Genomic DNA, 19,394 nt, shown 5'->3' with positions numbered 1-19,394 from the left:
AATTAATAGTAATATCAAAGCTGCAGAAAAATCCTTTTCTGCAGCTTTTTTCTTTTGGGTTGTCATGAATAGCATGTCTACGTTACCCGATTCTTTATTTCCCCTCGGTTTCGGGCACGTAGAGCCTCTCTACGTTACCGGGTTCATTGGTTATCCTCGGTTTCGGGCACGTAGGGCCTCTCTACGTTACCATATTCAATGTTTACCCTCGGTTTCGGGCACGTAGAGCCATCCATCTTTTCAATAAAATCACTTAACCAACACTCAAAATAAAAGAACGCTCCTAATAAAATAGGAACGTTCTTCTTAGTTACATAACCCGTTTAAACATTTTCTCCATTTCATAAACCGAATAATGCACAATAATCGGTCTGCCGTGCGGACAAGTAAATGGATCAGATGCTTTCCTCAAATCATCAAGGAGTGCTTGAATCTCATCATTTCTTAAATGCCGATTTGCTTTTATGGATGCCTTGCAGCTCATCATAATCGCTGCTTCTTCACGTAGTTTCTTAATATCCACCTTTTTCATCAATAAAAGCTGTTCAATCATGTCTTCTATGATTTGTTTTTCTTCCCCTTTTGGGAACCACTGTGGATGAGAACGGACAATAAAACTATTTAGTCCAAATTCCTCAAGAAACACCCCGACCTTTTCAAGCTCACTTTGGTATTCATTTATTTTCAAAAATTCATCCGTCGAGTATTCAAAGGTTAATGGCACAAGCATTTCCTGCAGTTCTGATTGGACTTGCCCAACTTTCTCACGGAAATACTCATACTTCAACCGTTCCTGGGCCGCATGCTGATCAATGATATAAAGGCCATTTTCATTTTGAGCAAAAATGTAAGTTCCGTGCATTTGTCCAATCGGATATAACCGTGGAACTCTGCTCTCGACCGAGACATTTCCTGTCTCAACAGTATCCACATTAAGTTCAATCGTTTGATTACTAACATCAGGTTCGTCATCTGATTCACTAAATGGATTAATAGATTGCCAACTGTCTCTTCCACCTGTCGCTTCATCACGCTGGAAACTAGGTAATTTTTTTACAGGTGTCTCAACAGGCACTTCCAGCCATGGACGGTTCTCCAGGATAGTTGCTGCTGCAACTGGTTGATTCCATTCAAACTCTTTCTCATCAGGTGCTGGTCTTGTACCTTCATCCAGAACCAAAGAAGTTTGTTCTTCCTTCGGTACATCCTTTTTCACCGCTGTATATGCTGTTGGGATAAGGATCTTTGATTTAAACGCTTCTTTTATAATCGAAGTGACAAGCTCATTCAGTTCCGCTTCTTTACTAATGCGGACCTCCATTTTCGAGGGGTGAACATTGACATCAACGAGTAAAGGGTCCATTTCAATATTAAGGAGCACAATCGGGAACCTGCCAATCGGAAGCAAGGTATGATAGCCTTCTTGAATTGCCTTGGCTAATGGATAGTTCTTTATAAATCGGCCATTAATCATCGTCGAAATATAGTTTCTTGAGGCTCTCGTTACCTCAGGCATCGATGCAAATCCACTAATTTTGTAATCAAGTGATTGACCGGTGATTGGAACTAACTGCTTGGCGATCCCCATACCGTAGATCGATGCCAGCACCTGACGAACATCCCCGTTACCATTCGTTTGCAGCAGTTTGCGATCATTATGAATGAGGCGGAAGGCCACCTCTGGATGTGAAAGGGCCAGTCGATTCACGACATCTGTAATATTTCCAAGCTCAGTATGAATCGTCTTCATATATTTTAAACGGGCAGGTGTGTTGAAAAATAAATCAGTAATCGAGATATCAGTCCCGCGCCTGCTTGAAGCTTTTTCAAACGTTTCAACTTTGCCGCCTTCAATCACCAATCGATTTCCGGCACCTTCACCTGTAGAAGTCTTCATCTCGAGCCGTGAAACCGAGGCAACACTTGGCAGGGCTTCTCCACGGAACCCGAGAGTCCGGATGCGGAACAAATCATTTTCATTTTTAATTTTGGATGTGGCATGACGTTGAAAGGCGAGTAAAACATCCTCTTCCTCGATGCCATTTCCATTATCAGTAATGCGGATTTTGGCGAGTCCCGCTTCTTCTACCTCAATTTCAATCACGGTGCTTCCGGCATCAATCGAATTTTCAACCAACTCTTTTACAACAGAGGCAGGCCGTTCGACTACTTCCCCGGCCGCGATTTTATTAGATAAGGCATCATCTAATTGAATAATTTTACCCATTCGGATTCACCCCCTACTTTAACTTTTTCTGGAGCTCGTACAACAGGTTGATGGCCTGAAGTGGTGTTAAATCCAATATATCAAGTTCCTTCATTTTCTCTATGACTCTTTTCTCCTTCGAAGAGAGATCTTGCTTTTTCACTTCTTTTGGTTCATCAAAGAAAGATAGTTGGGCAGGTTGTTCTTGTACCTCCACTACTTCCACTACTTCCACTACTTTTACCACATCTTTTTTTGGCTTGTCTGGTTGGATATCAGACTGCTCGAGTGCGGTTAATATTTCATTGGCACGGCTGATTAATTCTGAAGGCAGGCCTGCAAGCTGGGCAACATGAATCCCGTAGCTCTTATCAGCCGGTCCTTCTTTAATTTTATGAAGGAAAACAACTTTTCCATTATGTTCAATCGCACTGACGTGAATGTTTTTTAACTTATCCAGTTCTTCCTCTAAAACCGTTAATTCATGATAATGGGTGGAGAATAGAGTCTTTGCCCCAATCTGGGTGTGAATATATTCAATGATGGCTTGAGCAAGTGCCATTCCATCATAAGTAGATGTACCGCGCCCAATTTCATCAAACAAAATTAAGCTGTTTTGTGTCGCATTTGAAATCGCATTTTTGGCTTCCAACATTTCAACCATAAAGGTACTTTGTCCTGAGATCAAATCGTCAGCGGCACCGATGCGGGTAAATATTTGGTCAAAAATCGGCAGAACCGCTTCTGTGGCCGGAACATTACAGCCAATTTGGGCTAATATAGAGATTAACGCGATTTGGCGCATGTACGTACTTTTCCCTGACATGTTCGGACCCGTTATCAACAAGACTTCGCGCTCGCCGTCCATGAAGCAATCATTCGGAACATATTCTTGGGCGTTTAATACCTTTTCAACGACTGGATGGCGGCCTTCCTTTACAACGACCCGGCCTTCCATAGAAAACTGCGGTTTTATATAGTGCCGGTCTTCACTTACTTGAGCAAAACACTGCAAGACATCAAGCTCACTAATCGTTTTTGCCAAGGACTGTAGGCGCGGGATTTGTTCCTTCACAATTTCGCGAATTTCGGTAAACAACTCATATTCAAGCTCACCGCATTTTTCTTCAGCTTGTAAAATTAATGCTTCTTTTTCCTTTAAATCTGGAGTGATAAACCGTTCTGCATTCGATAAGGTTTGCTTCCGTTCATACTGACCCTCTGTTAAAAGATGCAGATTCGCCCGGGTAATCTCAATATAGTAACCAAATACACGATTATAGCCTACTTTCAACGATTTAATACCGGTTTTCTCGCGCTCTTCACGTTCGAGTTGGGCAATCCACGTTTTCCCGTTCCGGCTGGCATCACGATATTGATCGAGCTGAGCATTGTATCCATCACGAATCATATTGCCTTCTTTTAAGGAAAGCGGTGGATTTTCAACAATCGACTGCTCCAATAGATCTGTGATCTCTTCACACGGGTCAAGAAGATCGGCAATTTGGCTCACCTTTTCATTTTGCATGCCTGAAAGGATTTGTTTCAAGTAAGGGACCTGCATTAATGAACGCTTTAATTGGACCAAATCACGGGCATTAATATTGCCAAAGGCTACTCTTCCCGCTAATCGTTCTAAATCGTAAACTTCTTTCAGCTTTTCACGAAGTTCCTGACGCTCGAAATAATAAGACATCAGGACTTCAACGATGGTTTGACGTGATTCAATTTCATTCTGATTGATTAACGGTCGGTCGATCCAGTGTTTTAACATCCTGCCGCCCATTGCGGTCATCGTCTCATCCAGGAGCCATAATAATGAACCTTTCTTTCCTTTGGAACGAATCGTTTCCGTAAGTTCAAGATTGCGCTTTGAATAGTAATCAATTTTCATATATTGATGGATTTGATAGGTAGTGACTGGCTGTAGATGGTCCAAACTTCTTTTTTGTGACCGGTATAAATAGTTAAAAAGTCTTGCGATGGATTGCTTTAATTTTTCTTGATTCAAATCTTGAAGTAAATGCGAATAATTGATATCTATTGAACTATTATCTTCAAACGAAATCGCTAATACATCGCGTTCACGAAGTTTTTTTTGTAGTTCTCCGTCAAAACTGCTAGAGACAACGACTTCCTTTGCACTTAATACGGCTAACTCATTTAAAACTTCGTCAAAATTATTTGATAATAACGTAACCCGGCTTTCGCCGGTTGAGATATCATTGTAGGCAAAACCATAGGTTTGGTCATCAAAGCTTGTGATCGAGGCAATATAGTTATTCTCTTTATCATTTAATCCCTTGCCCTCCATCACTGTACCCGGTGTGATCAATTGGACAACTTCCCTTTTTACCATCCCTTTGGTCAGTTTCGGGTCTTCAACTTGCTCACAAATGGCCACTTTATAGCCTTTTGAAATAAGTTGTTCAATATAGTTCGGTGCCGCATGGTAGGGAACGCCGCACATCGGAATCCGGTCATCGCTGCCACCTTGTCTGCTCGTTAAAGTTATTTCTAATTCTTGCGAAGCTCTAATCGCATCGTCAAAAAACATTTCATAAAAATCGCCTAAACGAAAAAATAAAAAGGCATCTTGGTAATCTGCCTTAACTGTTAAGTATTGCTGTATCATCGGCGTATATGCAGCCATAATGACCTCCACTAAATAAAGTCTTTCGATTTTCTTCGACAAATTATTATACCATAATTGGAGAAGACTTTATTAGGAAGAAAAAACCTAATCATAATCAAAAAGGAAATAATAAAAATTTCTTAAGAGGAGTAAAAGCAAATCCCATAGAATATAATTATTAAAGTAAAACTAGCATTAATTTACAATTGATAATTGTTTTGATTATTGTCTACAGGGGTGGTGGTAATATGGATGGAGTGTTTGGCCGCAGTAACAAAAACTTTGATTTTGAGATGTTTTCTGCAAGTCACTTTGTTATTATCTCTATCTTACTCTTAGTTTCAGTCTGCCTGTTCCTGTTTAGAGATAAATTGAAGGCTAATGAATGGAGACGGACTGAAATCGGGGTCGCTATTTCACTAATCATTATGGAATTGACTTATCATTTTTGGATGATTGTGAATGGAAGTTGGGATGTGAGTCACGCCATCCCTTTAGAATTGTGCAGCATCAGTCTGATATTAACCGTCATTTTATTGCTAACTAAGAAAAAAATAATCTATGAGATTTTATTATTCACTGTATTATTAGGCGCATCTCAGGCGTTATTAACCCCATCATTAAATTATGACTTCCCGCATTTTCGGTTTTTCCATTTCTTTTATACACATTTGATGGAAATCTGGGTGCCGCTTTATTGTACATGGGTAAAGGGATACCGACCGACGATATGGTCAGTATTAAAATTATGTATCTTTTTGAATGTGTTAATGCCGATTATTATGTTGATCAATAAGCTGGTGGACGGAAATTATATGTTCTTAAGTCATAAACCGGACAGTGCGAGTTTATTAGATGTTTTAGGACCTTATCCATGGTACATTTTATCGCTAGAAGGTCTATTAATTGGGCTTAGTATAATCGTCTGGTTGATTTTCCGTGAGAAGGCTGCAAAAAAAACCGAAATGGCGAGAGACCTGCCAATTCAATAATCTCAACTTTTTATTGACCTTTTAGAATTAACAAATTATAATAAATAACGTTCCTATTTGATTTGTCTCAGTAGCTCAGTAGGATAGAGCAACAGTTTCCTAAACTGTAGGTCGGAGGTTCGAATCCTCTCTGGGACATCTTCGTTATTAAAGCGCTATGTATCGCGGTTTGTCATCCGTCAATCAATACGGTGACAATGCGGTGACATAGCGTTTTTTTGTAGTCTGTAGGACGTGGTTTTTGACGCTGTAGGACATCGAATGGTGAACGTAGGACACTTGCGGCTGAATTACAGAAGGAGTTAAAACCGTATGAAACGTAAGTTTATTGGCGAAAGAGGAGCAACAGTAGCGCCCCAAGTCCAAAAGCCTCGGGAAGTCTTATATACCATTGAGGAAGCCATCGAAATCTTTATTCGCGCTAAAACAGCGGAATGAGTTCGGCCGGGAACTCTCACCGGATACCATGATATTTTCCGTTACTTTCGGCAATGGTTAGACGAGCACATCACGAATGTCAATGATATTACCGCGGACAATATTCGCAATTATATTAATTACCTTCGCACGGAAAGGACGCCTTATGCCGAGGACCCTCAACGGAAACGTAGCGGTAAAGGATTATCGGTACACACTATTAATATACGGATTCGCGGACTAAGTACGATGTTTCGTTTTCTATTTAACGAAGGTATGATTCCGAATAATCCAATGCAGAATATTTCGCAAGTACGCGACGATGCCCATGAAGAAGTTCCAGGCATTCCGGACGAGCAAATCGATGCCATTCTCACCTCTTATGACGATCGGCAATTTGCACAATGGCGTGATAAGACTCTTATTCTATTGTTATTGGATACCGGCCTACGAATCGGTGAGGCATTGTCATTAACCGCAGCTCAAATTGATTTCAAAGATTTAACGGTCACTGTGCCGTCTCAGATTGCAAAGAGTCGGAAGTCTCGCGAGATACCTATTAGCCGAGAGGTCGCTAAGAGAATGCGACATCTTTTATAATTCCGTCAAATGAATAACATTAAGAAAGAAAACGCTTACAACTTGGCAAATGTATACTTTGAGTTACTAATAAAAGTACACGGAGGGATGTCTTTTGATGAACTGCAAAAAATGTGAAAAAGAGTTTTATTTCCAAGTTACGGAAATGAATGTCCCTGGAGGCAGAGAGCGTGAGTATATAAATTGCCCCCATTGCGGTGAAACAAATGGTTCAGTTGTAACGAGCGGTGTCGTGTATATTCATAAAATTGAGGAAAACTCTAAGAATTAATTATCGATACTTTACACGACAATTAGGCCCTTGAACATAGGGCTTTCTTTAATTTTTGTACAAATAAAAACGCCACCGGTTAAGGTGACGCAAAGCAATCAATCAACGACCTTAACTCCGACAACACTATCGAACGCCACCCGCTCAAACTCTCCGTCTTTAAATTCAATGCGTAGCTGATGGTAATAGGATCCACGTGATGTATATGTCCGGTCATCTCCGTAGTAAAGCCGTCCTCCCATACCGTAAGCCTCACCGCTAATTTGAACTCTATCGCGTAGTCTATCCGCTGGTCAAACTCCTCCGTATCGAATTCGCTTAGCAACGGCCATGGCTGGCGTTCTTGATCCTTGAACATTTCGCGCTGCTGCTCGAATACTTGCGGCATAAAGGACGCTGCATTCCATTTAATTAAACCGCGATCTTTTATCGTCATTACGGTCAACTCCTTCGCTATTATTATACGCGAACTAACGTTCTGTATGTAGATAAAAAAAATCTATTGTAAATCTTTTCAGCATATTAATTCAAAATTGCGTATATTGTCGAAATTTTCTCATTCTTAATAATAAACAAATATGGTACTATTTTCTTATAAGCTTTAAAGCTTTAATACAGTAAAGGAAAATATCTAGATCGGGCTTCAAAGCTTCATGCCTAAGGTTCTTCACTATGGTAGCTTAGCTATCAAAATATTTCAGGAGGATAGATGGATACAAATTTACCTAATGAAAAAGAACTAGATAGTGAATGGATAGACCTGATTTTGGAAGCCCGAAATATAGGGATTTCTATCGAAAAAATTAGAGATTTCCTAATGCATTCTGCTTAGACCGTCAAGGGTCTTTTTTTTCTAAGCTATCTAATTTAGATTTGTTTAGTACGATCGTAAAACAATTATTCACTTACTTTTTTATTTATTGTCGTATATGACATAAAAAATGACCAACACACTGCAAAGAGAACCCTTATGTACACTGTGATTGTGAACATTTTAGTGAGAATGAGAAGTACACAAAATGTCAGATTTTAGACAAAAAAGCAGCTAACAACTTTATTTACATGTAAACTCTGGAATTATTCATGAACGTGCTTTCTAACCATTGTCAGCTTAGGGATTGTGTATATTAATAGACTTTGCTTAAGGAACATTTGCTCGACAAATTGTATACATTCTGTCATAAAAAGCTCAATAATTCCGCTGCTAATTACTTACGGACAGAGCTTAAAAAATTGCTGTGTACAGTGAACCAATGACTTAGGCAAAAAAAGAAGGTCAACCAATTTGGTTAACCTTTTTCAGAACGTTCCTTCAGCATACTATAAAGTTCTTCTTCGCTGACTCCAGTCATTTTAGTGATTCCTTCAATTTCCCAATCCCAGTCGTATAAATCCAATGCACTTGGATGGTCTTCTGGATTTACCTCTATCCTTCCTCTGGCTTTCTCAAGATCAGTTTTTGTTCCTTCCAGTTCTGCGATAACTCCAATCATATTGAACATAGCCTTTCCAACTGGAGTTGTTGTGTCGATTGAGTCACAAATGCTCACCAGATTGACTCCAAGCTCCTCTAGTTTCTCACTAAGCTCAATTAAGTGTTTGATATTACTTACAAGTCTATCGAGCTTGTAAACAATGAGTATATCTCCAGAGCGTAACACGTCTAGACAACGGTCTAGTTCTGGAAGGGCTTTCTTTGTTCCAGACACTTTCTCTGTAAAGAGTCTTTCAACTCCAACTTTCTCTAGAGCCTCCAATTGTAAGTCCAAGTTCTGTTCCATTGTTGAACCACGAGCATACCCAATTTTCATTCCAAGCCCTCCACTTATTGGGGTTTTGTAAACAGTTAATAAAGGTATATGCTGACACATTAATTTAGAGACCACTGCTTATCTTAGTAATTTTCGTAAATTCAACTAATGTAACAGAATGTAAATTATGTTACATTCAGAACCTTATCAGACCAACATTCTCTTTATACAAATTCTTATACATTTCACAAACTTTGGATTCTAATTGATTCCAAAATGACCTTTTGAATAAAACCAACCGTGATAAGTGTTGGTTTAGAAACATTCTTACTGTATGACATTGAATAAAAATACAATAGAAAATTACGTAAAATGTCGATTATCTGTAATTTTGTAACCATATCTGTAAAAAACTCCTTCATTCCGACCTGCCTTTTTATAACGATATCAACAAAGTTTTCCATCTTTCAAGAATTTTTAGTTAAACCTAATTTAGTTGCAATAATATCGCCAAACCCCTTTCTCCATTTCCTTTTTAATTTCCCCTTGTATTTCCAGATAATCTAGATATCCAATAATTTCTGACATCACATTGAAAAACTGCTTTTCATACTTTTCTTTATATCGAAATTGGGCTATTTCACTTGCGGTTGAAATTCCAGATATGATCATGTTTTGGTATTGGTTGGCTTTTTCATCTATCTCTTTTAATCTTTCATTTATTAAATCAACAGGATTGTCTATGATCATACCATGACCTGAAAAAACGAGTTCAACATTCAATGATAAACATTTCTCTAGTGACTGCTTTTGTTGTACTAGGGATTTTATACGGGTCCCATCATAATTTGGTTCAATGAAGGCATTGCTTGTTATATGTTCAATTAATAAATCTCCAGTAAATAGCCACTTACACTCTTTCTGATAGAAGGCAACCTGGTCTGGTGCATGCCCTGGGATTTCCAAAATATCAAAGCCAAAAAGTTGGTTGTTGGTTATTTCTTGGATTTCGCAATGGATTTTCTTATCCTCATCTAAAATTATTGGATGATGTAAATTAGCTGCTTGCTTCTTACCAATTTCACCACATCCCATCTCTTCGTACAGCTTCCTGAAAAAATCTACCCTCATTTTTATATATTCAGTGTCTCTTTTCAGCACCTTTATGGCATAAGGATGCGCGTATACTGGAATGGAATGGATGGAGGCAATTCGGTTGAGTAAGCCAATATGGTCTGTGTGATGATGCGTTAGTAAAATCCCTCTGATATCAGAAAGTGTATAATCATGATCACTTAATGTCTTTTGTAAGGCATTCCAGCAGCCATCCGAGTTCAATCCGGTGTCAATTAACGTTATGGAATTCTCCTGTTTTACTAAGAAAAAGTTAAAACTCTTCAATTTATTGGAAGCCGGAACGATCACAGGAAAAACTTCCACTTTGCTTTTATTAATCAAAGACAAAGAATCCCCCTCCTTCTATTTCAAGATAGTGAATTTTTGAAAAAAACTTGTAACTTTGGTATAACAATTTATACTTAACAATAGGAGGATTATGAAAACCTATTAAAAGAATGTTAGTAGGTTTTCATAATCGTAGGAAATTCAGAAGAGAGTACAAGCCCCCACACAATACATCCAGAGTATTCGACTATCTTGAATGAAGGAGGACAAAAAATGCAGGACAAAAAACATACGATTGATCGCAGCTCTGGGATTCCCATTTATAAACAAATCAAGCAAATCTTGATTGAGGAACTGCAGGCTTCTGAAGGTGAGACGAGTCGACCCTTCAGTACTGAGCAGGAGCTAGTTCAGCGCTTCCACGTGAGTCGGGCACCTGTTCGCCAGGCATTAAAGGAACTCACCACTGAGGGATATGTGTACCGGGAGCGTGCGAAGGGCACCTTCCCAGTTCAGGGGATACCCGTTCGCCCTCCAGGTCTTGAACTAGGCGGGCTGGTCGACTACTTTCGCAAACAGGGAATGGAGGTTAACTCGAAAGTCTTGGACGTCGATCGGGTCCCTCCCCCGAAGAATCAGCGTTCTTTACTTGGCTACGAGCCTAACGACGAGGTACTGCGCATCTCTCGTCTGATCTGGTTCAAAGATAAGCCGCTTGTATGGACGCAGACCTATCTAAGTGTCCCGGAAGACTTCCAACCAGGCGCTCGGGAACTTGAGGAAGTCGGGAATGTCTTCTTTCTCCTCGAACGCGATCTGGGGATCTCCCTGTCCCGAGGTGAACATCAAATTTGGGCAACAAGCGCAAGTCATGAGGAGGCGCAGGTCCTGGGCGTTACACCCGGGGATCCGATCCTCGTAATGGAGACAACTATGTACACACGGAATGACATCCTTATTGGCTGGAGAAAAGCTGTTCACAGGGCCGAAGACTACAAGTACGCCTTCATGGTCAATCGATAATCGTTAAAAATCGTTTGATTTATGATTAACTGCCATCGTATTCAAAAATTTTAGAAGGTTTAACTATAAAACGGAAGTGACCAAACGCAACGTTTTTGGTTTTCGTCGCTAGGCTCACTTCCGTGGAAATACTATTAACCTATTGAAATGAATAGTTTAAGCTCATGTTAGAGTAGGTTAACATCCTCGCATCCTTCCAAGAAGAGTTGTTAATGAACAACTAAAACTAAACTTGGACACTACTTTTGATTTCTGGTCCCTTGGTTAATTGTACTTTAGATGGTGCTGTTTCTTTGAAGAAGAATGAGAATAGTAATGCCAACACAGCAGCACCGGCAGCTACGAATAATGGTGTTTGAATACCATATATATCTGCTAAAGCACCATTCACCATTGGATTTAAGAATCCACCGATTAATTCACCAATACCGATTGTTAAACCGATTGCTAGACCTGAGTATTGTAAAGGAACAGACTCAACCGGAATAACTGACATCGACATACCAATTACACCTGAACCAGCCGAACCAATGAATAAAAGCAGCATCATTAATGGAATGGAATCCACAAAAACGATAGCTAGTGGTATGAGAATTAACAACAAGCCGGAAACTAAAGAAGCCGGTTTACGTCCGGTACGCTCTGAAATGGCTGGGATTAAGAAACCGAAGATTGCAAATCCAACTCCAAATGTAGCCATGACGAAACTCATTTTTGTTTCAGATAAACCTTTTGCTTGGACTAAATAGGTTGGCCCAAAAATTTGGAATGCCATAAGTGTGGTCATAACTAAACTGAAAACAACAACTGATAACCAAATATTACGGTGCTTAAGGACATCTTTCACTTTCACTTTTTCAGACGATTTTGTCGCATGCATAGCATGGAATTTCGCTGGGTCTGGATTTTTAACGGTTTTGAGGATGACAAAGCTTAAAATAATCCCAGGAATAATCGTTAAATAGAAGGCAGTGTGCCAGTCAAAATTTGTTGCTAACGCAACGATGACTACAGGTGCTAAAATACTGCCGAATAATGCGTTACTTGTGTTCATGGTAAAGCCTAAGTTAAATCCTTTACGACGCTCCGAAGATTCCATTGCTAAAATCGATTGTGTTTGCGGAATCAGTGGACCTTCTACAATACCCATTAATAGACGTAGGACGAATAACATGGCAAATGATTGTGCTAAACCGTGCGCTAATGAAATAAGCGAGAATGCGAGTACTAAAATTGCTAACATTGATTTCTTACTCTTAACTTTATCTGAAATGAATCCACCTAATGGACCGGATACTGACCAAGTTAACGCAAGAGCTGCTCCAAGTAAACCTAATTGCGTGTAGTTTAGTCCTAAATCAACAGAAATCATTGGGAATAGGTAGTTTATCGCTAAACGGTCAAAGAAAACGAACCCGATTGTGAAGAAGACGATTACCACTAACTTATTTTCATAAGTCCAAAACTTTTTATTTTCCATAAAATTAAACACCCCTTTAAATTTTAATTATAGTTCTGAATATTTTGAATATTTTTGACAGTCCTATTCCATCCACCCCGATGTTTAGATTTCCAGTCATCCTTTTAACCGTCCATTTTCACCCCCTTTAAGCTATTAACAACAAAGGTTAAAGACTTACACGCTAAAACGGAAGTGATCAAACGCTTTTGCCTTTGGACCGCCGCGATGACCACTTCCTGGAAATGTCTGTTAACCTATCAATATTCTCTACTTGGTACTCAAAAATTCCGCTGTACGTTTATAAATGTCTTTATATTCATCAAGATGTGTGAATTTACCTAAGAACCCATGAGTAGCGCCTTCATATCGTTTTCTTTCAACAGGGACACCACATTTTTTTAAATTCCCCGCAAATAGTTCCCCCTCATCTCGCATTGGATCATATTCGGCTGTAATGACTAGTGCTGCCGGAAGATTTTCTAAATTTTCTTCTCGTATTGGTGAAACAAGCGGATGATCCGTATCTACATTTCCAACTAAATAGAAGGAGTTATATTCAGCTAATTGATCACTTTCTACGAAATAGCCCTTTCCATTTTCCACCTGTGATGGGTAACGAAATTCACTGACATCAAGGTCCAAGGATGGATAATAAAGTACTTGTTTCGTAATGGCAAATTCCTTTTTGTCACGGGCCATAAGTGAGACAGCTGCAACTAAGTTACCGCCCGCGCTATCACCTGCAAGAGCGAGATTCTTGCCATCCCATTGCAATTCATCCTTATGTTCTGTTGCCCATTTTGTTACGTTATAGCAATCTTCTAATGGAGCTGGAAATGGGTGTTCAGGAGCAAGACGGTAACCTACTGAAATGACTTTGTATCCAGATTCCAAGCAAATCGGGCGAACAATTTCATCATGACTTTCTAAATTTCCCGAGAAAAATGCGCCACCGTGAAAATACATGAGAATTGGATAAGAATCTGCTTCCTTCGGTGTATAAATTCTTACTGGGATATCCGCTTCAGCAGTAGGAATAGATCTTTCTTCAACAGAATAAACTTGGACACGTTGTTCAACCGGTAAAATAGGTGCATCAAACATTTTCCTATGTTCTTCTGGTATTATTTTTGTTTTAGTATCGGACGATGGAATAAAATCCAATATTTTTTTTATCTCGGGATGTACAGGCATCTATTCAACCTCCTTTTTATTCATTACTCAGTTACATTCTCAAGGAATTCTTTTTCAGGGAAAGCCGTTTCTTCCTTGTCAGTATGGAACTGGCGAGATAAATTTTGAAATAATGTTCCAAGTGGTTTTCTTAGAGACTCATATTTTTGTAAGGCACTTTCAACGCTATCAGCTTCAAGTAAACATTCAGCCATTACCCCTGCATCTTGGATCGCCATATTTGCACCTTGACCTTGGTTATGAAGCATAGAATGGGCGGCATCCCCAAGCAGGGCGATACAATTATTTGTCCACTGTTCGACTGGATCGATATCGTATAGTGCTCGAACATCAAAGTTATTGATATCTTCAGCAATCTTCTGAAGGTTAGGATGGAAATTCTTTAATTGGTTAAGCATATCTTCTTTCGGTACGTTTGGTCTGCCTGATCGGTCTTGGTGTGGGACTGTAATATCAACTGAAACTTGTTTCCGATATTTTAACGGCAGTAAATAGTAATTGACTTTATCATCACAGAAAATTCTCAAAGTGTCTTCAGATGCTAAACCATAGGTTTCATCCTCATTCACAAGAGCCCGATAGGCATGGTAACCGTGGAAAACCGGCTCAGCATGACTGAAAAATAGCGACCGAGTAAGGGAACGAATACCATCGGCAGCAATAACTAAATCGGCTTCGACTTTGACACCATTTTCAAACTCAATTTTTGCATAATCTTCATGGCGAACGATATTTTTACATTTGTGATTCAAATGGATGAACTCAGAAGGTATGGCATTAATTAACGTGTCTAAACAGTCTGCACGATGAATTAATCTCGCCCATCTTTCATTTGGGTCATCTGTTAGCGCAGGCCATTTTTCCTCAAGTACTACTTCTGCTTTATCTGTAAGGATTTCCATTAAAACGCTTTTATGGGTTACTCTTTCAATTTCATCCAAAAGCCCCCATTTCTTGAAATAACGGATCGATGGCGGACGCAAACCGATACCTGCCCCTACCTCAGTTATAGCTGATGCTTGCTCATAGACGCCCACATTGAATCCCGCATGCCGTAAAGCCACCGCCGTTGCTGCCCCTCCAATTCCACTACCGATAATAGCAATTCTTAAAGACTCTGATTTCATATACCTTTCCTCCTAAGCTATTAATTTGATCTCTACACCTAATATTTTCGAAGTCCACTTTATCCCTTGATCGCGAAGGAAGCCAACTAGTCCTCCTAACTCTACCCCTGGAGGTCGTACGGGGAGTTCCTGAACGGGGAAGGTCCCCTGCTCACCGATGAACTGCGTTCAATGGCTGGTTTTTTCGAGTGCTTAATCATTAATTTGCAAAGTCTCTGATTCAATGTCATTGGTCGCATGATTCTTAAGCGGAGCTGCTGTGCGTTCCTGCAAGTATTCAAACGTTACACCAGGAGCCAGTTCTTGGACGACAAGGCCGTCATCTGTTACGTCAATCACTGCAAGATCTGTATAGATACGATCTACACAGCGAGGCGCAGTCAATGGATAGGTACATTCTTCCACAATTTTCGGCGTTCCCTTACTCGTATGCTGCATACAAAGGAAGATACGCTTGCTCCCAACTGTCAAATCCATGGCTCCTCCAACACGTCCAAGGGTTGTGTTAGGAAGCTTCCAACTAGCAAGATCCCCGTACATCGAGACTTGGAATGCTCCGAGCACTGCGGCATCGAGGTGACCGCCACGGATCATGGCAAAAGAGTCTGATTGTGAGAAGAAGCTCCCACCCGGCTTTAATGTGATCGGTTCCTTACCTGCATTGACAAGATCCATATCTTCTTCACCTGGTTCAGGTTTTGGCCCCAGCCCAAGAAGACCATTCTCACTATGCAGAATAATTTCTCGTTCTTCAGGAATCACATCGGCCACAAGAGTAGGAATACCAATACCTAAATTCACGAACCAGCCATCTTCTAGGTCTTGAGCTACTCGAGTAGCTAACTCGATCTTTGACCATCCAACCTTTTGTTGATCTTTACCCATTTACTAACACCGTCCCTTCACGCTGCGGCTCTAATTTGACTAAACGATGTACGAATACGCTCGGTGTGACAATGATCTCTGGATCAATTTCTCCGACTTCCACGATTTCATCTACTTCGGCAATGGTTATTTTCGCTGCTGTCGCCATTACCGGGTTAAAATTACGCTGCGTCTTATTGTAAACAAGATTCCCCCAGCGATCTGCTCGATGTCCCTTGATGAAAGCGTAGTCACCTGTGATGGCTTGCTCTAAGAGATGCAGACGATCATTGAACACACGTGATTCCTTGCCCTCTCCAAGTTCAGTGTGCGCTGCCGTCGGTGTATAAAAGGCTGGAATGCCCGCGCCGCCTGCACGGATACGCTCTGCTAATGTTCCTTGCGGGACGATTTCTAACTCGATCGTGCCGTTCTGAAGACGCTCAATCAGCTCGTCAGCGTGTGGACCGACAGGGAAAGAGCAGATAATTCTCCGTACCTGATTGTTGCTGATCAGTGCGGCAACACCATCGCTTACCGCTCCAATATTATTTGATACAACTGTCAGATTCTTCGCTCCTTGCTCAACTAAAGCAGCCACAAGCTGGGACGGTAGTCCGCTTCCCCCAAATCCTCCGACAAGCAACGTTGCTCCATCCTTAATATCTGCAACAGCTTGTGCTGCATTTTCAAACTTCTTCTGAATCATTTAGAATTTCCTCCTCTCATTTATTGTCAGTATCAATAAGTTCTTCTTTATAAGCATGCATCGTCACAAAGAACGCACAAGGTAAGTTCCGAGGATCCCCTGTATAGCCAATTTCAGCAGCAACCCAGCCAAATGGTCCAAAGAGTTCATGCTCTTCAGTAGGAAGTCCATTCGTTAAATGGCGCCGCACGACATCACGTAATTGGGCATCCCGATCAAGACTTGCTTGTAACACAGCTGCTACTTGTTCCCCTTCAAGTTGTGCACTTTGCATATCGCCATTGCTATTGCGGAATGGATGACCTAAGAATAATCGTTTAGGACGAACTTCATCTAACAAGCGTCGTACACTCTTGCGATATAGAGATGAGTCTTCAATCGTTGGTAAGCCGCCTGCACCGCCATACATTTGAACTGCATCCGCTGCAAACGCCCAGTCTTGCCCATCCAATACAAAGGTTACAGAACCAATGGAATGACCCGGAGTTTCAATCACTTTTAAAATGATATCGCCGCCAAGATGGATAGTATCACCATCAACTACTTCTGAGTATGGTTCGATATTGCCGCCAATATCTGTTTTTAACATGGTGATATGTTTTTCTTGGATGGCTGGATCAGTGATGTATTTACCTTGCAGTGATTTGTAATCAAAGATATGTTCATTCTTATCACGCAAGAGGCGAGCTTCTTTTTTGGGAATGACTACTTTTGCCTCCCGTCCTGTTTTTTCCCATACTTCATATGCACCACCGAGATGATCCACATGACCATGCGTCAATAAAATCCAACGAATATCTTCGATTTGGATCCCATGTTCAGCTAAGGTTGGTTCAATGTCTTGGCTTGCCGAGACATTCACACCGGTATCGATAATTGCTGGTTCTGGTCCATCCACATAATATGCAAATGCAGAGATTGGACCAAATTTACATTCAATCGGGATAACACGTACTGCATTTGCCATGTTGTTCACTCCTATAATCTAGTAAATTAGCAGATTATTTATTGGTAACATCGAATTGTTTTGGAATAACTGGTAAAACTAAACGTGATGGATGATCTGCATCACGATAGATTTTGTGAGTTGTTGCACGCCCGCTTGGTAAATGGTAGCTATCTGGCGGCAATAATTTTGCATCTTCTCCATCAAGTGGTTCGTTACATGCAAGTTCTAATTCAATCCGATTTCCTGGTTTAATTAAAAATGAGAATGGATATAAGCGAATCGCATACTCCTTGATTTCACCAGGTGTGACTGGTACCACACGGTTATGCGGGTGCCATGGCTCACCGTATGTTGATTTCTCTTCATTTAATTCACGATGAGATGCTTTTAAATAACCGGATGTCATTAATGTACGTTTGCCGCTTGGATCTACATCATAAAGCTTGGCAATGAAGTTTGTATCATCCGTATCGATTTCTGCATGAATGTACAATGCCCCTGTACCTGTCATTTCTACAGCCTCCAGGAATTTATCACTAGTCCATTTGATCTTTTCTGATGTTGTTGTTACGGTTAATGGTGCTTGGTAGAAGCCATCCGGATGTGCATATTCAGATGTTAACGGCTCGCTTTTTTCGCTAATTTTGTGGCGAGGACGTAAATAGAACGCTTTCTTTTCTTCATAGGGCAATGGCCAGTGATCTTCATTGCGCCATTTGTAAGAACCTTCTACAGAGAACTGCACGGTTGGTTCATCCATAATGCCATTATCAATGCCTTTTAACCAGTAATCATACCAACGGAACATTTCGTCATGACTTTCATGGAATGGACGCTCTAACATTGGCGGCAGCGCTTGGATATCAAGCTTTTTAATTCCTGATACTTTGTGGAAGCATTCGATTGTGCCTTCAACGTTCCAGCCGCGGCCCCATTTTGCTTGGAAGTATGTTGGGATAGTTACTTTATGTGCCACATCTATCGCGCTGTCTTTTTGCCAGAACGGGCCATCAAGTGGATTCAATAAGTAATCCATCCATAATTCGTGACGGTCTTGATAATGTAACAGGTGAACAAAGTCGGACCAATGGGCAATATCTGGGTCATTTAAGCGTTCTTGCGTCTTCTCTTTAAGCTCTCCTGGTGAGAATACTTTTGAGCTCTTACTTGCTACGTTATTGAAGGCGTTTCCGCTATCGCCGCCGCGTCCTTCGCGAGAAGCACGAGGCATTAACCACATAATTCCGCCGTGATAACAAAGTTCATAAAGATCGAAATGCCCGCCGTTCGCAAAGATGGCTTTTAAGTGTGGCGGCTGCTCCGCTGCACCTAAAATTTGAACCGATGCAAAGTACGAAATACCGATCATCCCGATGTTGCCATCACACCAATCTTGCTCAGCCATCCATTCAACAAGATCATAGATATCTTTACCGTCGCCATGACCGCCTGAGTTATAGTTGCCGCACATTTGACCTTCTGAACCACCTGTACCGCGTACATCTGCGATAATATGTGCATACCCGCGAGATACTACTTCACGAATATCACCTGCTTCAATTGCTCCGTTCCAAAGATGGCTTGGGCGAGCTTGTGGAGGTAATGTTAGCGCTTGTGCTTGCAGTTCCTTACCATACGGGCTCAGCGCAAGTAATGCCGGTACTTTGACTGCTCCATCAGGAAGATAGATATCAGCAGCAATATGTACTCCATCACGCATAGGAATCCGTACGTCCTTAATGATTCTCATTTTTATTCGCTCCTCTCTTTAGTCCTTCTAAGTATGTTAA

Annotated in this window: 18 protein-coding genes, 1 tRNA gene and 1 pseudogene; 8 read left to right on the top strand and 12 right to left on the bottom strand. The window is 40.7% G+C overall.

The annotated features are described in order from the left end of the window. Positions 1-310: 310 nt before the first annotated feature. Positions 311-2,227, bottom strand: a complete 1,917-nt coding sequence (gene mutL / locus CCK98_RS10425) for a DNA mismatch repair endonuclease MutL (RefSeq protein WP_088086523.1) — start codon at positions 2,225-2,227, stop codon at positions 311-313. A 13-nt stretch (positions 2,228-2,240) separates the two neighbouring features. Next, a complete protein-coding gene (mutS, locus tag CCK98_RS10420; protein WP_179195755.1) occupies positions 2,241-4,859 on the bottom strand; it encodes a DNA mismatch repair protein MutS in 2,619 nt (872 codons plus the stop codon). Between the two features lie 230 nt (positions 4,860-5,089). Here mutS and CCK98_RS10415 point away from each other — a divergent pair, with 230 nt between their 5' ends. From CCK98_RS10415 to CCK98_RS35205, 6 genes and pseudogenes are all read left to right on the top strand, one after another. After that, positions 5,090-5,833, top strand: a complete 744-nt coding sequence (locus CCK98_RS10415) for a TIGR02206 family membrane protein (RefSeq protein ID WP_088086522.1) — start codon at positions 5,090-5,092, stop codon at positions 5,831-5,833. A gap of 64 nt (positions 5,834-5,897) precedes the next feature. Beyond that, positions 5,898-5,971, top strand: a tRNA-Arg gene (locus tag CCK98_RS10410). Between the two features lie 174 nt (positions 5,972-6,145). Further along, positions 6,146-6,271: a hypothetical protein gene (locus tag CCK98_RS36120; RefSeq protein WP_256942302.1), complete on the top strand. Its 126-nt coding sequence runs from the start codon at positions 6,146-6,148 to the stop codon at positions 6,269-6,271. A gap of 15 nt (positions 6,272-6,286) precedes the next feature. Then, positions 6,287-6,538 (top strand): annotated as a pseudogene (locus CCK98_RS36115) (phage integrase SAM-like domain-containing protein); the annotation flags it as partial. After that, positions 6,527-6,850 carry a tyrosine-type recombinase/integrase gene (locus tag CCK98_RS10405; protein ID WP_306298984.1) on the top strand — a complete coding sequence of 108 codons (324 nt, stop codon included), beginning with the start codon at positions 6,527-6,529 and terminating at the stop codon, positions 6,848-6,850. The pseudogene CCK98_RS36115 and the gene CCK98_RS10405, both read left to right, overlap by 12 nt. A 94-nt stretch (positions 6,851-6,944) precedes the next feature. Beyond that, positions 6,945-7,121 (top strand): hypothetical protein, encoded by a 177-nt coding sequence (locus CCK98_RS35205; protein ID WP_180247431.1) that lies wholly within the window; start codon positions 6,945-6,947, stop codon positions 7,119-7,121. A gap of 79 nt (positions 7,122-7,200) precedes the next feature. Here CCK98_RS35205 and CCK98_RS10400 read toward each other — a convergent pair whose 3' ends face one another. Beyond that, complete coding sequence (locus CCK98_RS10400; RefSeq protein ID WP_256942301.1) at positions 7,201-7,557, bottom strand: YolD-like family protein; 357 nt, start codon at positions 7,555-7,557, stop codon at positions 7,201-7,203. Positions 7,558-7,830: 273 nt separating this feature from the next. Here CCK98_RS10400 and CCK98_RS10395 point away from each other — a divergent pair, with 273 nt between their 5' ends. Beyond that, entirely contained in the window at positions 7,831-7,953 is a 123-nt protein-coding gene (locus CCK98_RS10395) for an anti-repressor SinI family protein (RefSeq protein WP_088086520.1), read from the top strand. A gap of 457 nt (positions 7,954-8,410) precedes the next feature. Here CCK98_RS10395 and CCK98_RS10390 read toward each other — a convergent pair whose 3' ends face one another. Next, positions 8,411-8,932 carry a recombinase family protein gene (locus tag CCK98_RS10390; protein ID WP_088086519.1) on the bottom strand — a complete coding sequence of 174 codons (522 nt, stop codon included), beginning with the start codon at positions 8,930-8,932 and terminating at the stop codon, positions 8,411-8,413. Positions 8,933-9,364: 432 nt separating this feature from the next. Continuing rightward, a complete protein-coding gene (locus CCK98_RS10385) occupies positions 9,365-10,336 on the bottom strand; it encodes an MBL fold metallo-hydrolase (protein ID WP_256942300.1) in 972 nt (323 codons plus the stop codon). 213 nt (positions 10,337-10,549) lie between these two features. On the opposite strand from CCK98_RS10385, the gene CCK98_RS10380 reads away from it, so the two are divergent. Next, positions 10,550-11,299 (top strand): GntR family transcriptional regulator, encoded by a 750-nt coding sequence (locus CCK98_RS10380; RefSeq protein WP_088086518.1) that lies wholly within the window; start codon positions 10,550-10,552, stop codon positions 11,297-11,299. A 226-nt stretch (positions 11,300-11,525) separates the two neighbouring features. Here the strand turns inward: CCK98_RS10380 and CCK98_RS10375 are convergent, their stop codons facing one another. The 7 genes from CCK98_RS10375 to CCK98_RS10345 form a co-directional block, all read right to left on the bottom strand. Further along, the gene (locus CCK98_RS10375; protein ID WP_088086517.1) at positions 11,526-12,779 is read right to left on the bottom strand and encodes an MFS transporter; all 1,254 of its coding nucleotides are present in this window, start codon (positions 12,777-12,779) and stop codon (positions 11,526-11,528) included. Between the two features lie 249 nt (positions 12,780-13,028). Continuing rightward, entirely contained in the window at positions 13,029-13,955 is a 927-nt protein-coding gene (locus tag CCK98_RS10370) for an alpha/beta hydrolase (protein WP_088086516.1), read from the bottom strand. Positions 13,956-13,978: 23 nt separating this feature from the next. Further along, a complete protein-coding gene (locus CCK98_RS10365; RefSeq protein WP_088086515.1) occupies positions 13,979-15,082 on the bottom strand; it encodes an NAD(P)/FAD-dependent oxidoreductase in 1,104 nt (367 codons plus the stop codon). Between the two features lie 192 nt (positions 15,083-15,274). After that, complete coding sequence (locus CCK98_RS10360; RefSeq protein ID WP_088086514.1) at positions 15,275-15,967, bottom strand: 3-oxoacid CoA-transferase subunit B; 693 nt, start codon at positions 15,965-15,967, stop codon at positions 15,275-15,277. After that, positions 15,960-16,655, bottom strand: a complete 696-nt coding sequence (locus CCK98_RS10355) for a 3-oxoacid CoA-transferase subunit A (RefSeq protein ID WP_088086513.1) — start codon at positions 16,653-16,655, stop codon at positions 15,960-15,962. The genes CCK98_RS10360 and CCK98_RS10355 overlap by 8 nt, the downstream gene beginning before the upstream one ends. Positions 16,656-16,671: 16 nt before the next feature. Then, on the bottom strand, positions 16,672-17,622 hold the full coding sequence (locus CCK98_RS10350; protein WP_088086512.1) for an MBL fold metallo-hydrolase: 951 nt from the start codon (positions 17,620-17,622) through the stop codon (positions 16,672-16,674). A 34-nt stretch (positions 17,623-17,656) separates the two neighbouring features. Next, a complete protein-coding gene (locus CCK98_RS10345) occupies positions 17,657-19,354 on the bottom strand; it encodes a CocE/NonD family hydrolase (RefSeq protein ID WP_088086511.1) in 1,698 nt (565 codons plus the stop codon). Between the last annotated feature and the right edge of the window lie 40 nt (positions 19,355-19,394).

Source organism: Bacillus sp. OV166 (genome assembly GCF_900177675.1).
GTDB lineage: Bacteria > Bacillota > Bacilli > Bacillales > Cytobacillaceae > Neobacillus.
Note: the sequence above shows the minus strand (reverse complement) of the source record. Positions and strands in the feature narration are given on the sequence as shown.

Bases quoted from the DNA above. Each gene is read 5' to 3' on its own strand.
- mutL (WP_088086523.1), bottom strand. From the start codon at position 2,227: ATGGGTAAAATTATTCAATTAGATGATGCCTTATCTAATAAAATCGCG.
- mutS (WP_179195755.1), bottom strand. From the start codon at position 4,859: ATGGCTGCATATACGCCGATGATACAGCAATACTTAACAGTTAAGGCA.
- CCK98_RS10415 (WP_088086522.1), top strand. From the start codon at position 5,090: ATGGATGGAGTGTTTGGCCGCAGTAACAAAAACTTTGATTTTGAGATG.
- CCK98_RS36120 (WP_256942302.1), top strand. From the start codon at position 6,146: ATGAAACGTAAGTTTATTGGCGAAAGAGGAGCAACAGTAGCGCCCCAA.
- CCK98_RS10405 (WP_306298984.1), top strand. From the start codon at position 6,527: ATGATTCCGAATAATCCAATGCAGAATATTTCGCAAGTACGCGACGAT.
- CCK98_RS10400 (WP_256942301.1), bottom strand. From the start codon at position 7,557: ATGACGATAAAAGATCGCGGTTTAATTAAATGGAATGCAGCGTCCTTT.
- CCK98_RS10395 (WP_088086520.1), top strand. From the start codon at position 7,831: ATGGATACAAATTTACCTAATGAAAAAGAACTAGATAGTGAATGGATA.
- CCK98_RS10390 (WP_088086519.1), bottom strand. From the start codon at position 8,932: ATGAAAATTGGGTATGCTCGTGGTTCAACAATGGAACAGAACTTGGAC.
- CCK98_RS10380 (WP_088086518.1), top strand. From the start codon at position 10,550: ATGCAGGACAAAAAACATACGATTGATCGCAGCTCTGGGATTCCCATT.
- CCK98_RS10375 (WP_088086517.1), bottom strand. From the start codon at position 12,779: ATGGAAAATAAAAAGTTTTGGACTTATGAAAATAAGTTAGTGGTAATC.
- CCK98_RS10370 (WP_088086516.1), bottom strand. From the start codon at position 13,955: ATGCCTGTACATCCCGAGATAAAAAAAATATTGGATTTTATTCCATCG.
- CCK98_RS10365 (WP_088086515.1), bottom strand. From the start codon at position 15,082: ATGAAATCAGAGTCTTTAAGAATTGCTATTATCGGTAGTGGAATTGGA.
- CCK98_RS10360 (WP_088086514.1), bottom strand. From the start codon at position 15,967: ATGGGTAAAGATCAACAAAAGGTTGGATGGTCAAAGATCGAGTTAGCT.
- CCK98_RS10355 (WP_088086513.1), bottom strand. From the start codon at position 16,655: ATGATTCAGAAGAAGTTTGAAAATGCAGCACAAGCTGTTGCAGATATT.
- CCK98_RS10350 (WP_088086512.1), bottom strand. From the start codon at position 17,622: ATGGCAAATGCAGTACGTGTTATCCCGATTGAATGTAAATTTGGTCCA.
- CCK98_RS10345 (WP_088086511.1), bottom strand. From the start codon at position 19,354: ATGAGAATCATTAAGGACGTACGGATTCCTATGCGTGATGGAGTACAT.